The 16681-nt window shown below is 53.6% G+C and carries 1 protein-coding gene; it reads left to right on the plus strand.

Annotated elements, in window-relative coordinates:
• Window positions 1-19 precede the first annotated feature (19 nt).
• On the plus strand, window positions 20-16663 hold the full coding sequence (locus J9260_RS02645) for an IPTL-CTERM sorting domain-containing protein (protein ID WP_210219511.1): 16644 nt from the start codon (window positions 20-22) through the stop codon (window positions 16661-16663).
• Window positions 16664-16681: the final 18 nt, after the last annotated feature.

Raw genomic sequence — 16681 nt, forward strand, 5'->3', positions numbered from 1 at the left:
TAGTCAAATTGTTTGGAAGGTGAATACAGCGGTGCAATCCACCTTGGCAAAACCCTCGGCAGCAGAAAACCTACAAATTATTGACGAATTGCCGCCGGAAGCCTCTTATAACGGTAGTTGTACTGCTGCTCAAACAGGAGGTACACCACCCAGTTTGGTAGAATACAATAAAGACCGTTATGGTAATGCCAAACTCGGTTACACACGTTTGTTGTGGAATTTTGGCAATGTCACCGCGAACACGATTATTCCGCCACGTATTTTCTGTACAGATACTGATCCGCTTGCGCCGCACGGCACATCGGTTGTCAATTATGCTGAAATCCGTGCCGATAATGTGATTACTGCACTGTCCGCACGTTCAGACACTCACTCGATTCGTTTGGAACAAACTGGCTCAATTCAGGTTGCCAAGAAAGTGGATATGCCACTGGATGACCTGGATGATGATCAGGTATACACATTGTCTTGGGCAAACTTTGCACCTGCATTCAAGATCAATAAGCCGACCATTATTGATGTGTTGCCATTTATGTCCGGCGATGGTGATGGCGCGGATGCGAAATCTGCGCGTACTCCGGCTTCCAATTTCCACGGTAAATTGACGCTGACGGCTGCCCCGACAATCACATGGTTGGATGGTAACTCGCCAACTGGTGCTGATCCTTTCCCGACCTTGGGTGATTGGTTTTACAGCTCTGACGCACCGGAAACGATTAATTACAATCCTGATGACAATGCGACTGAAGCCACTACGAAATGGTGTTTGGAATCGGCATTTGGTACATCAGGTTGTCCTGCTAATTTTGCAGCAGTCACCGCGTTGAAATTTGTTTCCCATTATGACTTGGAAAAAGATGGCAATCCACGCAAAGGGATGACAGCACAGTTTACCCTGCAAGCAGGCGACACGACTGATCCTAATTCTGCGAATGCAAATAAACCGGGTGATATTTACACCAACCGTTTTGCGTTTGACACCACTTCCATTGACCCGCCGCAATTCCTGCGTTCCAACAATGTGTCGGTGCAAGTGGCTGCGTATTCCATTGGTGACTTCATTTTTGCTGATAATAACCAAAATGGTATGTATGACGCGGGTGTGGATGCGCCTGCGCCGGATGGCGTAACCGTCGATTTGTATAACAGTGCGGATAAGAAAATTGCTACCACTACGACGGGTGTGGTCGGTGCAGGACGGTTCTTGTTCCAGCCACTGTCTTCAGGCAGTTATTACGTCAAAATTCCAGCAAGCCAATTCCAAACCGGCGGCAAGTTGTTTGGTTGGAAAACCGGTCTGTTGTCAGAAGATGCGAAAGAAGCTGACGATAAAAACGAAGCTGTTGACCAACACGGTTACAGCGTCAGCGGCGTGACCAGCAGTGGCGTGCGTACCGGTTTGATTGAATTGTCTGCAAACCCGCCACCACCGGGCGGCGTACCTACCGGTAATGAACCAACGGGTGATAATGCGCAGCCAATTGCCGACCCAACCGGCGACGACTTTTCCAACCTGACACTCGACATCGCATTGATTCCGCCTCCGTCCAGCTTGGGCGATACGGTGTGGAACGACATTAACCAAAACGGTATTCAGGACGTGGGTGAGCAAGGGCTTTCCAATGTGCTGGTGAAATTGCTGAATAAGTCCGGCGTGGAACTGAAAAACGTGCGTACCGATGGCGCGGGTAAATACGTGTTTACCGAACTCGCGGGTGGTGAATATTTCGTGGAAGTCGTGAAACCGACTGGCTACTTCGGTTCGCCAAAAGACCAACTGGCTGATGATCTCGCCGATAGTGATGTGGATGCGGCAACAGGTCGTACCGCGCTGATTACTTTGGGTGTCGGGGTCAATCTGGTCGACGTGGATGCAGGTTTGTATAAAGCGGCGGGTATTGGCGATCGTGTGTGGTTGGATAGCAACGCGGACGGTAAGCAAGACCCGACTGAAACTACCAATCTGGCGAATGTTACCGTGGTGCTGAAAAGCGGTACGGATGCGGTATTAGCAACCACCACCACCGATGCTAACGGTAACTATTTGTTCAGCGGTTTAAAGCCCGGTTTCTACAAAGTCGATATTGAGGAAACCGATGCTGATTTGGTGGGTTATTCCCTGACCAGTAACAATGATCCGCACAGCGTTACCTTGGCAGAAGGCCAAGCGTATGTGGATGCTGACTTTGGCTTCATTAATTACGCCTCTGTGGGTGATTTAGTGTGGGAAGACCTCAACGGTAACGGCTTACAAGACGCGGGTGAACCGGGTGTGGCTGGTGTCGTGGTGCGCTTGCTGGATAAAACCGGCGCGACAGTGGTTAAAACCACAACGACTGACGCAAACGGGCTGTATTTGTTCAGCAGCGTTTTGCCGGGTGAATACTTGGTGGAATTTGCTAAACCGGCGGCCTATAAGGGGTTCGTTACTGCTGATCAAGGTGCTGATAACGCCAAAGATTCTGATGTGAATGTGTCAACGGGTCGTACTTCTTCCTTTGTTCTGGCGGGTGCAACCAATCTGCGTGACATAGACGCGGGCTTGTATAAAGCGGCTAACCTCGGCGATACCTTGTGGTTTGATGCCGATGCGGACGGGGTGCAAGATGTCAACGAAGTCGGGGTTTCCGGTGTACGTGTGACCTTGACCGGGACGCGCGGTGATGGTGTGGCACTGACAGCAGTGGATACCAATACCGATGCTACTGGTAAATACGCTTTTACCGATCTGTATCCGGGTAATTACAGCGTTAAATTCAATATCGCGGCGAATATGAAGTTCACCCTGCAAGATCAGGCGGGTGATGATGCGGCGGATAGCGACGTGGTTCCTGCTACTGGTTTGGTAAGCGCGACGCTGATTTCTGGTGCAAGCAACACTACGCTGGATGCCGGGGTATTGCCTGCCACCGTCAGTGGTCGGGTGTGGAGCGATAACAATACGCACAACAGCATTGACGACGACGGCGTGGAAAATGGCGTGGTCGGTGTTACCGTCAATTTGATGGATGCTGCTACCGGCAAAGTCGTTGCCACTACCACCAGTGGTGTGAATGGTGCTTACTCGTTCACGGGCGTATTGCCGGGTAACTATAAAGTGCAAGTGCTGCAACCTGCCAATATGGAATTCGTATTGAAGGATGAAGGCGGTAACGACACTAAAGACAGTGACGTAGACCCAGCAAATGGCACCAGCCACAGCTTCCCGGTTGCTTCCGGTGACGCGATTGTGGATGTCGATGCAGGGATTAAACCGGGTTCGTTAGGCGACCGGGTGTGGTTAGACCTCAACGGCAATAACTTGCAGGATAGCGGTGAACCGGGCGTGCCTAATGTTGTGGTGAATTTGCTCGATGGCACGAATGCGGTGGTGGCAACACAAACCACGGATGCTACCGGCTTCTACAATTTCGCTGCCCTGTTGCCGGGTAATTACACCGTGCAATTTGTGCCACCCGCAGGCATGACCTTGGTGGGCGCAAATCAAGGCAAGGACGATACCCTCGATTCCGACCCGGCTGGTGATGGCAAAGTTGCTGTAACCGTCGTTTCCGGCGTGGGTAATCAAACCGTGGATGCGGGCATTGTGCCTGCGAAACTGGGTGATTACGTGTGGTTGGATAGCAACGGCGACGGCAAGCAAGATGCAGGTGAACCGCCGGTTGTAGGCATGACGGTGAAACTGTTGGATAAACTCGGTGCGCCAGTATTGGATGCGGGTGGCAATGCCATGACCGCTACCACGGATGCGGCGGGCAAATACCAATTCAGTGTATTGCCGGGTGAGTACAGCGTGAAATTTGTGTTGCCAGCCAATGCAGCCTTCACCCAAAAGAACCAAGGTGCGGCGGATAAGGATTCCGATGCTGATATTACGACGGGTGTAACCGCTGTCGTGACGGTAGCTTCGGGGGCGGATAATCCAACGCTGGACGCTGGTTTGGCAACGGCACGGATTAGCGGTGCGGTGATTAAAGACGCGAACGCTAATGGCGTAAAAGATGCGGGTGAAGTCGGCATTGCAGGCGTAACCGTTACCCTGAGCGGGGTTGATGCGCTGGGTCATAGCGTGAATGCAACTGCTACCACCGATGCGAACGGTGCGTACAACTTTGCGGTATTGCCGGGAACTTACACCCTCAAAGAAACCAATCCGGTTGATTACCTGTCCAGCGGCAGCATTGCCGGAACTGCGATAGGTGCAGCAGTGGTGTCGGTGGATGAATTAACCACGCCAGTACCGGGTGGTGGTGTTTCTGCCAACAACGATTTCTTGGATTACCACATCGGTAGCATTGCGGGGCAAGTGCGCCATGATGCGGATTACGATGCAAGCCTGACAGATACGGATGAAGGCATTGCCGGTGTCACGATTACTCTGTTTACCGATCCGAATAACGACGGCAATCCGGCTGATGGCGTAAGTGTGGCGACGGCGACGACTAACGCTACCGGCAATTACCTGTTTAGTGCAGTGAAACCGGGCAGTTACGTCATTGTTGAAACGGATTTGGATAAATGGGAATCAACGGCGGACATTCAAGCGGCAAACGATAACCGCATTGCGCTGGCGTTGGCTTCCGGTCAAGACAGTATCGGTAACGATTACCTCGATGCCAAACGTAAAGGCAGCTTGAGCGGTGTGGTGTGGACAGATGCGAGCAGCAATGGCGCACGTGATGCGGGCGAAACAGCGTTAGCGAATGTCACAGTGTTGGTGCTGGATTCAGCGGGTAATACCGTAGCCACGTTGACCACACTGGCGAATGGTTCGTACCGTGCGGATAACTTACCGCCGGGAACCTATAGCGTGAAAGTCACCACGGCGACGTTGCCAGCCGGTGTATTGCAAACGGCTGACCCTGACGCACTCAAAGATCACCAGACTTCAGCGGCAGTGAATGCCGGTGCGGAAACCAGCGGTTTGGATTTTGGTTACGTGGGTAGTGCCAGCGTTGGTGATCGGGTGTGGGAAGACCTCAACGGTAACGGTGAGCAGGACGCGAATGAAAACGGTGTTGCCGGTGTAACGGTGCGCTTGTTGAACAGCGCGGGTGACACGGTGATTAAAACCACCACCACTGACGTGAACGGTGAATACCTGTTTACGCACCTTGCGCCGGGCGATTATCAGATTGAGTTTGCGAAACCAGAAACCTTCAGCGGTTTTGTGACTGCCAAACAGGGCGGGGATACTGCGAAAGATTCCGATGCGGATTTGCTGACCGGGCGCACTGCGGTATTTACCTTGGCGGGCGGTGCAGCACCACGCGATGTGGATGCAGGTTTGTATAAAGCCGCTAACCTTGGCGATACCTTGTGGTTCGATGCAGATGGTGATGGCAAGCAAGACGTAAACGAAGCGGGCATGGCTGCGACGACGGTTACATTGACCGGTACACGCGGTGATGGTACGGCAATCACTGCCACCGATGTCACTACTGATGCAGCGGGTAATTATCGCTTTAGCAACCTGTATCCGGGTACTTACAGCGTGAAATTCAACCTGCCAGCAGGCATGGGCTTTACCCTGCAAGATCAAGGTGCGGACGATAGCTTGGATAGCGACGTAGCCGCAGCCGGTACAGTTTCCGCCACCTTAAAATCAGGTGAAACCAATTTGACACTGGATGCCGGGGTACGCCCAGCCAGTATTAGCGGTCGGGTGTGGAGTGATAACAATACCCCCAACAGCATTGACGATGACGGTGCGGAAAACGGCGTAGTTGGGGTAACGGTTAACTTACTTGATGCTACCAGCGGTAAAGTCATTGCTACTACCACCAGTGGTGCGGATGGCGTTTACACCTTCACTGGCGTAGTGCCGGGTAATTACAGCGTGCAAGTGCTGCAACCTGCCAATATGGAATTCGTCCTCAAAGACGAAGGCGGTAACGACACCAAAGACAGCGACGTAGACCCTGCGAACGGCACTAGCCACAGCTTCCCGGTTGCTTCCGGCGATGCGATTGTGGATGTCGACGCGGGGATTAAATCCGGCTCTTTGGGCGACCGCGTGTGGTTGGATCTCAACGGCAATAACCTGCAAGACAGCGGCGAACCGGGCGTGCCTAACGTTACCGTGAAATTGCTCGATGGCACCAATAAGGTTGTTGACACCAAAACTACCGATGCTTCCGGCTTCTACAACTTCGCAGCCGTTTTACCGGGTAATTACACCGTGCAGTTTGAAACCCCGGCAGGCATGACGCTGGTGGGTGCAAATCAAGGCACGGATGACACATTGGATTCCGACCCTTCCGGCGATGGCAAAGTCGCGGTAACAGTGGTTTCCGGTGTGGGTAATCAAACCGTGGACGCAGGTGTTGTGCCAGCGAAACTGGGCGATTACGTGTGGCTGGATACCAATGGCGATGGCAAGCAAGACGCGGGCGAACCGCCTGTTGCAGGCATTACCGTAGCATTGCTGGATAAAGCCGGTGCGCCCGTATTGGATGTTGCGGGTAATGCGGTAACAACGCTGACCGATGCAGCGGGTAAATATCAGTTTGTGGTATTGCCGGGTGAATACAGCGTGAAGTTTACCTTGCCAACCGGCGCGGCATTTACGCAGGCGGCGCAAGGTACAGCCGAACAGGATTCCAACGCGGATACCACCACCGGCAGCACGACCAGCGTTACCTTGGCTTCGGGCGCAAGCGATCAAACCTTGGATGCAGGTTTAGCTCCGGCACGCATTAGTGGTACGGTGCTGAAAGATCTCAATGCCAACGGCGTGAAAGACAGCGGCGAAACCGGTATTGCAGGTGTAACCATTACCCTGACGGGTGTGGATGCGTTAGGCCAGCCAGTCACCGCGACAGCGACGACCGATGCTAACGGCGTATACAGCTTTGCAGTATTGCCGGGAACTTACACCCTCAAGGAAACCACGCCTGTGGATTACCTCTCCAGCGGTAGTTTGGCAGGTTCGGCAACGGGTGCGGCGATTGTTAACGAAGATGAATTGACCACACCAGCAGTGGGTGGCGCAACTTCCGAACACAATGACTTCCTCGATTACCGCGTGGGCAGCATTGCGGGTCAGGTGCGTAATGACAGCGATTATGACGGCAGCTTTGCTGATGCCGATGCGGGTATCGCTGGTGTCACGATTACGTTGTTTACCGACCCTGATGGCAACGGCGATCCGGCGGATGGTGTCAATGTTGGCACAGCAACTACCAATAGCGCGGGCAGCTACGTGTTTAACGCAGTGAAACCGGGCAATTATGTAGTCGTGGAAACCGACCTTGAGCAGTGGGCTTCCACCGCCGATATTCAAGGTGGTAACGATAACCGCATTCCGTTGGCGTTGGCTTCGGCACAAACCAGCACGGGTAATGATTTCCTCGATGCGCAACAAAAAGGCAGCTTGAGCGGTGTAGTGTGGACAGATGCAAAACCGGACGGGATGCGTGAGCCGACCGAAACCGGTTTAGCCAATATCAAGGTATTGGTGCTGGATGCTGACGGTAAGACCGTGGCTACCCTGCAAACTACGCCAGACGGTGCGTACAAAGCCGAAGGTTTGCCACCCGGTAAATACAGCGTGAAAGTGGATGCCACCACGTTGCCAGCCGGTGTATTGCAAACCGCTGATCCTGACGCACTCAAAGATCATCAGACTGCTACGACAGTAACCGCAGGCGCGGAAACTAGCGGGTTGGATTTTGGTTACGTGGGTGCTGCGGCCTTGGGTGACAAGGTGTGGGATGACCTCAACGCTAACGGCTTGCAAGACGCGGGTGAACCGGGTGTGGCAGGCGTGACCGTGCATTTGCTGGATGCCAGCGGCATGAATATTCTCAAAACCACCACCACGACTAGCGCGGGGCTGTACCGTTTTGAACAATTGTTGCCGGGTGATTACCGTGTTGAATTTAAGAAACCGGAAACTTATGCAGGCTTTGTAGCGGCAGATGTTGCCCCGGATGAAGCTGCTGATTCCGATGCGGTTGATATTCAAGCGGTAGCAGGTGCGGTCAATGGACGTACTGCGGTAATTACTTTGGCGGGTGGCGCGAATCTACTCGACGTGGATGCGGGTCTGTATAAATACGCCAGCATCGGCGATGTGGTGTGGTTTGACAGTAACGGCGATGGCATTCAGCAAGCGTCTGAAACCGGTGTGTCGGGTGTGACGGTGACGTTGGGCGGTAAGTTGGGCAATGGCAATGATGTGCCACCACAAGCAGCGCAAACCGATGCGAACGGCAAATACCAGTTCAGCAACTTGTATCCGGGTGCTTATGACGTTGTGTTCACGTTACCGACGGGAATGGCGTTTACCACCCAAGACGAAGGTACAGATTTGATCGACAGTGACGCGGCAGCCGATGGCAAAGCCAGCGTTACGCTCAAGTCTGGTGAAAACAACCAAAGCATTGATGCAGGCGTGCAACCGGCTACCGTAACAGGGCGTGTTTGGACTGACAGCAATACCGCTAATGGCGTGGAAGATGCTCCAGAAACGGGTGTGATTGGTGTCAGTGTGAGCTTGATTAACACCGCCACCCAAGCGGTTGTGGCAACCACTACCACAGGTGCGGATGGCGTTTACACCTTTACGGGCGTATTGCCGGGTAGCTACCAAGTGCAGGTGCAAGAGCCAGCGAACATGGGCTTTGTGGAACAAGACAAAGGCGGCGATGATGTCAAAGACAGCGATGTTGGCGTGGAAGATGGTAAGAGCCATACCTTTAACGTTGCTTCCGGCACGACTGTCAGTGACGTAGACGCGGGGATTGCAGCCGGTGCGTTGGGCGACCGCGTGTGGCTGGATCTCAACGGCAATAACTTGCAAGACAGCGGTGAACCGGGCGTTGCCAACGTGGTGGTGAATTTGTTGGATAGCAAGGGTGCAACCGTCGATACCCAAACTACCGATGCGAATGGTTTCTACAACTTTGCAGCGGTACAACCGGGTGATTACAGCGTGAAATTTGTGCCACCTACCGGTATGACTTTTGTAACTGCGAAACAAGGCACAGACACCACGCTGGATTCCGATCCGGCAGCGGATGGCGAAGTGAAAGTGACGGTGATTTCCGGTGTAGGTAATCAAACCGTGGATGCGGGGATTGTGCCTGCCAAACTCGGTGATTACGTGTGGCTGGATTTGAACGGTGACGGTACGCAAGGCGCGGGTGAGCCTGCGGTTGCGGGTGTTACGGTTAACTTGCTGGATAAAGAAAGCAATCCGGTGAAAGACGCGGGCGGTAATCCATTAACCGCGTTGACGGACGCTACCGGTAAATACCAGTTCACGGTATTGCCGGGTGAATACCGCGTTGAGTTTGTATTGCCGGATTTGGCAGCGTTTACCAAGCTCAAACAGGGTGCGAATCCAGCCGCCGATTCGGATGCGGATTTGACCACAGGTATTACCGCAGCGGTAACAGTGGTTTCCGGTGACAATCATCAGGATTTGGATGCTGGTTTACCGCCAGCCGTCGTGTCTGGTTACGTGATTGAAGACACTAATGCTGATGGCAACTTGGATGCGGCTGAAACTGCACTGAAGAACGTGACAGTAACGTTGACTGGCACGGATGTCTTCGGTACGCCAGTGACCGCAACCACCACTACCAATGATAACGGTGAATACAGCTTCACGGTTCCGGCAGGGAATTACACGCTGGTAGCGACTAATCTGGTGGATTACCTCTCCAGCGGTAGCCAGCCGGGGACAGCAACCGGGGCAGCCGTGGTGAATGCGGATACCTTGACTACGCCAGTGAGCAGCGGTGGTAAATCGGAAAACAACAACTTCTTCGATTACCGCGTGGGCAGCATTGCGGGTCAGGTACGTAATGACCTTAACTACAATGGCAACCCAGCCGATACTGACAATGGTATTGGTGGGGTAACTATTACCCTGTTTACTGACCCAGACGGCAATGGTGACAGCAGCGATGGCGTGCAAGTGGCGAAAACCGCTACCGACAGCGAAGGTCGTTACCTGTTCACTAACCTGAAACCACAAAATTATGTGGTGGTGGAAGCGGACTTGGCTAAGTGGCAATCCACTTTTGACGTGACCGCGCCTAATGACAATAAGGTGTTGGTGGTATTGGCTTCGGCACAAAATAGCACGGGTAATGATTTCCTTGATGCATTGCAAAAAGGCACATTGACCGGCGTAGTGTGGACAGACAGCGATACCGACGGGATACGTGACCCTGACGAAGCATTGCTGGCAAACATTACGGTTACTGTGGTGAATGCTGCGGGTGAAACGGTTGCGACGCTGACAACGGGCGCGGATGGTGTGTATACCGCAGCGGATTTGCCGCCGGGTGATTATACCGTGAAGGTTGACCCAACGAGCTTGGCAGCAGGTACGCAGCAAACCGGCGATCCTGATGGTTTGTTTGATCATCAGACACCAGCGGAAGTGTTGCCGATGCAAACCACTAGCGGTCTGGACTTTGGTTACATTGGTTTAGTGTCGGTGGGCGATAAAGTTTGGCACGACCTCAATGCTAACGGGGTGCAGGATGCGGAAGAGCCGGGTCTGGCAGGTGTGATGGTTACGCTTTACCGCGACGTGAATGCAGACGGTGTGGCGCAAGCAACTGAGCAGGTCAAAGCCAGCTTTACTGCAACCAATGGTGAATACCGCTTTGAGCAATTGTTGCCACTGGATTACCTCGTGACCTTTAGCTTGCCGGATGGCTATCAGCGCAGCCTTGCCCAGCAGGGTGATGATACGGCGTTGGATTCCAATGCTAATGCTAGCGGTGTGGCTGCGGTGAGCTTGAAATCAGGTTCTTCAACGGCGGTGGATGCGGGTTACTACCAGTTGGGCAGTATCGGCGACTACGTGTGGTTGGATGTTAACGAAGATGGTATTCAAAACGCTAAAGAACCAGCGATTGTGGGTCTGGAAGTGCAATTGCTCAATAAAGCAAGTGAAGTGGTAGCGACTACCACCACCAATGCGGAAGGGCAGTACCTGTTCAATAACAAGATTCCGGGCGATTACAGCGTCAAGTTTGTGACACCGGAGGGCATTGTCCTGACCAAAACGGCACAAGGCGATAACCGTGCGGCGGATTCTGATCCGGCAGCGAATGGCAGTGCCTTGGTAACATTGGTTTCCGGGCAGCACTTGCGTGATACGGATGCGGGCATTTTGCCAGCCGCGATTAGCGGTCGGGTATGGATTGACCGCAATGCGAATGCGCAGGATGACACGGAATCCGGTGTGGTCGGTGTCAGCGTGAAACTGGTGGATGTAAAAACCGGTGAAATGGTGGCGACGACTACCACAGGTTCGGAAGGCCAATACAGCTTTAGCGGTATCTTGCCGGGTGAATACCGTGTGGAAATTACCCAGCCTGCCAATATGAAGTTTGTTACTCCTGATACCGGTGGTGACGATGCAGTGGATTCCGATGTGCAAATCGCCGACGGTCATAGCCCTAACTTTGTGCTGAAATCGACCGATAGCGTGACCAACCTTGACGCGGGTATTGAACCTGGCGGCTTGGGTGATCGTGTGTGGGTTGATGAAAACCTCGACGGAATACAGGACGCTGGCGAACTCGGTTTGGCAAATGTGACGGTTAACCTGCTGGATAGCAGCGGTAAAACGGTGCTGACGCAAACCACGGATGCCAACGGTTTCTACAACTTTACCGGGGTATTGCCGGGTGAATACCGCGTGCAAGTGGTATTGCCGGAAGGTGCGCAATTTACTGCAACCGACCGTGGTACTGACGACGATCTGGATTCCGATGTTGATGCGGCTGGGAATGTGGCAGTGACTGTGGTTTCCACCGTCGGCAATCAAAGTGTGGATGCGGGCGTAAAACCTGCGCTGATTTCGGGCGCGGTGTTGGACGATCTGAACGCCAATGGGGTGCAAGACGCTAACGAACCAGTGGTTGCTGGTGTGGTGATTACGCTGACCGGTACGGATTTGCTGGGTAATCCTGTGATTAAAACCACGACTACCGCTGCGGATGGCACGTACAGCTTTATTGTGCCGCCGGGTACTTACAGCATCACTGAAACCACCCCTGACGGTGCGGTTTCCACCGGTAGCGAAGCCGGAACCCAAGGCAGTACTGTGGTAAGCATGGATGTGGTGAGCGTAGTGGTGACCAGTGGTCAAACTTCCACGCAAAACGACTTCCTGAATTACCAGCCAGCCAGTATCAGTGGGCAAGTGCGTAATGACATCGACGCTGATGCTGCATTCGCAGATCTGGAAAGTGGGGTGGCCAATGTCAGCGTAACCTTGTGGCAAGGCGACACCCAAATTGGTACGCCGACAACGACGGATGCGAACGGGTTCTATACCTTTACAGGCTTGAAACCGGGTGTTTACAGCGTGCGTGCAACCGATCTCGACGGCTGGATTTCCACCGCTGATGTGGAAGGTGCGAACGACAACCAAATCAACGTAACCGTAGCCTCTGGCGAAGACAAACTGGCGCAGGATTTCCTCGATAGCGGTTTGGGTAGCATTGGCGATACCGTGTGGTTGGATGCCAATGAAAATGCATTGCAAGACCCGAACGAAGTGGGTATCAGCGGCATTACGGTGGTGTTGTCCGGTGCGGATGGCGCAGGTCTGGCGGTGAATGCAACCACTACGACCGATGCTAACGGCAAATACAACTTTGCTGGGTTGAAGCCGGGTGTTTACACCGTGGAGTTCACATTACCTGAAGGAATGCAGTTGGTTCCGGCAGCGCAAGGTGCGGCACGCGAGTTGGATTCCGACCCGGATATGATCAGCCGTAAAGCGACTATTACCCTGTTGTCGGGTGAGCAAAACCGTGATCTGGATGCGGGTGTTGCACCAGCAATCTTGATGGGTTTTGCATGGGAAGACACCGATGGTAATGGTCAGGCTGATCCGTTTGAGCCGATTTTGCCGGGCGTGGGGGTGACGGTGTTCACTGACCCTAACGGTGATGGCGATCCGGCGGATGGTGTGGCGGTAGCGACAACGACGACCAACCCTAATGGTGAATACGAAGTGGCTGGTTTGTTGCCGGGAGCTTACGTTGTGGTGGTGAATCCGCCAGCAACCTACACACTGGTGGCACAAGACCAAGGCAATGACGATGGCGTGGATAGCGATATTCGTCCTAACCTGAGTGTGCCAGTGACCTTGGTATCGGCTGACATCAGCAGTGTGGATGCGGGCTTCTACCGTGCGGGTGGCTTCGGCAATCGCGTGTGGCTGGACGTTAACGCCAATGGTGTTCAGGATGAAAGTGAACCTTCAGTACGTGATGTGACGCTGGTATTGCTGGATAACGCGGGTAATCCGGTGATGCGTCCGGCGGTTGATCAAGAACCACCAATGCCTTACCGCGTAGTGAGCGACGTGAACGGTTTGTACCAGTTCACAGGCTTGTTACCGGGTAAGTATCAGGTGCAACTGGAAGACATGACGGGCTTTGTGTTTACCCAAACCGATGCTGGTGCAGACGATGCGAAGGATAGCGATACCAATGCTAACGGCCGCATGACTGCATTAGTAACCTCGGATGGCTTTAACGACACAGTAGACGCAGGGGTATTGCCTGCCAGTGTGACCGGGCGCGTGTGGCTTGACCACAGTGCCAGCAACGGCACGGATGATGGCCTGTACGATGAGCCGGGCGCGGTGGGGATTACGGTTAACTTGCTGGATAAAAACGGCACTATCGTAGACACAACCACGACAGGCGCGGATGGCATTTACCACTTCACTGGCGTATTGCCGGGTGAATACCGTGTCGCGTTCGTGATGCCGGAAACCCTGAAGCTGGTGGAGAAAGGTGTGGGTGAAGACTTGGCGGTGGATTCTGACGCTGATCCTGAAACCGGGTTGACTGATGCGTTTACCGTGACTTCGACCAATACCATTACTAATCTGGATGCCGGTGTTGTTGCCGGGGCATTGGGTGATCGGGTCTGGACTGACCTCAATGAAAATGGAATGCAGGACGAGGGCGAGCCGGGTGTTGCTGGCATTACCGTGAAGCTGATTAATGCCAAAGGTAAAACGATGGATACTCAGGTAACGGATGCCAGCGGTTTCTACGCTTTCCGTGACGTGGCTCCGGCGACTTACAGCGTGCAATTCGTGGTTGGTGCATTGAAACTGACTGCTGCCCAGCAAGGTGAAGACCGTGCAACCGATTCCAACGCTGATCCGGCAACGGGGATAGCAACGGTAACGGTGGGTTCCGGTACGTCAGGTGATCAAACTATCGACGCGGGTATTTTGCCTGCCAAGATCGGCGATTACGTGTGGCTGGATAGCAATCGCAACGGCATTCAGGACGAGGGTGAAACACCACTGGCTAACGTCAGCGTTACCCTGCTGAATGAAGACGGCGGTTTTGTGGCAGCGACGACCACTGATGCCCAAGGCAAATACCAGTTTGCCGTGCCAGAAGGTAAATACAGCATTCAAGTGGTGTCGCTGGACAGCAGCTTTACCCCGGCAAAACAGGGTGAAGATCGCGCTCTCGACTCCGATGTGGATGCTTCCGGTACAAGTCCGCTGCAAGCTTACCTGTCTGGTTCGCTGAATGACGCGGTGGATGTGGGCATTACCCCAGCGGTAATCAGCGGTAAAGTGCTGAATGACCTGTGGGCAAATGGCACGATTGAGCCGGAAGATGGCGGCCTTGGTGGGGTAACGATTACCGTGACAGGCACGGATAGCTTCGGTAATCCGGTAACGATGACCACGACTACGGGTGAAGATGGCAGTTATCAATTGCTGGTTCCACCGGGTACTTACACCGTGAGCGTTACCCATAAGCCCGGTTTTGTGGCAACAGGCAGCACCCCAGCAACCACTGACGGTAGTGTGGTAATTGACCACGAACACCTGACGGTCGTAGTGAAAAGTGGCTCGGATGCGAAAGATGCTAGCTTCTTGGCTTACGATCCGTCCACTTGGGTGGCTCCAGCCGGTAAGGTCATTGACGACCACAACCACGATACCCAAGCAGGTGTCACTGAACGTGGTTTGGTGGGTGTGAGTGTGGCCTTGTACACCGACCCGAATGGTGATAGTGATCCGGCGGATGGTCGTTTGCTGGAAACCGTGCTGACGGATGTCAGCGGTACGTTTACCTTTGCGAAAGTACCGCCCGGTCGTTACCTGCTGGTGGAAACTGATCCGGCAAATTATGAGTCTACCGCTGACAGCGCGGACAAGAATGACAACCGGATTCCGTTTACCTTGGTGGCAAGTGAAGCACCGCAAGGGTTGATGTTCCTCGATGCTGAACCGAAAGGTAGCCTGACAGGGTATGTCCGTCCTGATCCTGAGCGTAAGGGTGATTTGACCCAAGCCAGTGGCGGTATCGCTGGTGTCACGCTGGAGTTGTTCACCGATCCTGATGGTAATGGCGACCCGTCTGATGGTGTGCGGATTGCAACGGTGGTAACGGATGCAGACGGGCGTTATGCCTTTGATGAAGTCATTACCGGTCATTACGTCATCGTCGAGAAGGATAAACCGGCGCACATTTCCACGGCTGATCGTTCAGAAGGCAACGATAACCGCATTCCGGTGCTGGTATCGGTGGCAGACGGTAAAAACACCTGCACCTTGCCGGATGGTAATGTGGGTTGTACCGGGCTGGACTTTCTTGATAGCGCACTGAAAAGCGAGATCAAATTGCTGAAAACCGCTTACCAAGGCCACGACGCAGGTGCGAAATGTGGTACGGATGCGGCAACCAGCGAGTTGAGCATCGTTGACATCGACAAGGACAAGCAGGAAAACGTGACTTACTGCTTCGAGATTACCAATCCGGGTGAAACTGGCTTGGCACAAATCGCACTGGTCGATAACACGCTGAATCTGACTGCTGCACAGCTTAAGCCGCTGGGTACTGTACCGACTTCGTTAGTACCGCTGAGTAAGGATGCAAATGCGCGGATTCGTTACTACTACGAACACCGTATTACCACCAGCTTGGTGAATACCGCGACAGTCACCGCGAAACCGGTGTTGGAAGACGGTACGGTGTTTGATGCGGAGCTGAATGCACAAGATGAAAGCACGGCGAAACTGCACTTCATCTTTGATCCGCCGAGTGCTTACAAAACCGTTACCGCTACCGGCGATTACGTGATGTTGTGGCAAATGGTGTGGATCAATAGCAGCAGCGACAGCGTAGCTAAGGTCAAGGTCTACGACGGTGTACCGGAAGGTACGCACTACGCGGCAATGTCTGCGGGTGAGTTTGTCAGTGCGGACGGTGTTTACTGTGAAGCGCGTGGCACATCCGTTACTGAAACGTGTAAGTACGAAGCTCCAAGTGCCGATTACCCACGTGGTCGGGTGATTTGGATCGGTACGATTGGCGCGGATGTGGGTAATGTCACCGAGGCTACGGCGGCGAACGAAGTGGTCATCCGCTTCTACAGTATGCTCGACAAAGCAGGTGAACAGCAGACCATTTCCAACCAAGCGCATTCAAGCTGGGATTTGGACGGCGACGGTAAACCGGAGTACGACGACATCACTACCGACAATGGCGGTACGGATGATCCGAACGATACTACCGACATCTCGCTGGGTTCTGCGGCGCAAATCCCGACTTTGGGTGAGTGGAGCTTGCTATTCCTGAGTTTGCTGATGGTGTGGGTGGCCTTTGGCTACCAACGCCGGGGGCGCAAAGGCTAAGTAAGTGTAACTGGCAAT

The sequence above is a fragment of the Thiothrix unzii genome (assembly GCF_017901175.1).
GTDB lineage: Bacteria > Pseudomonadota > Gammaproteobacteria > Thiotrichales > Thiotrichaceae > Thiothrix > Thiothrix unzii.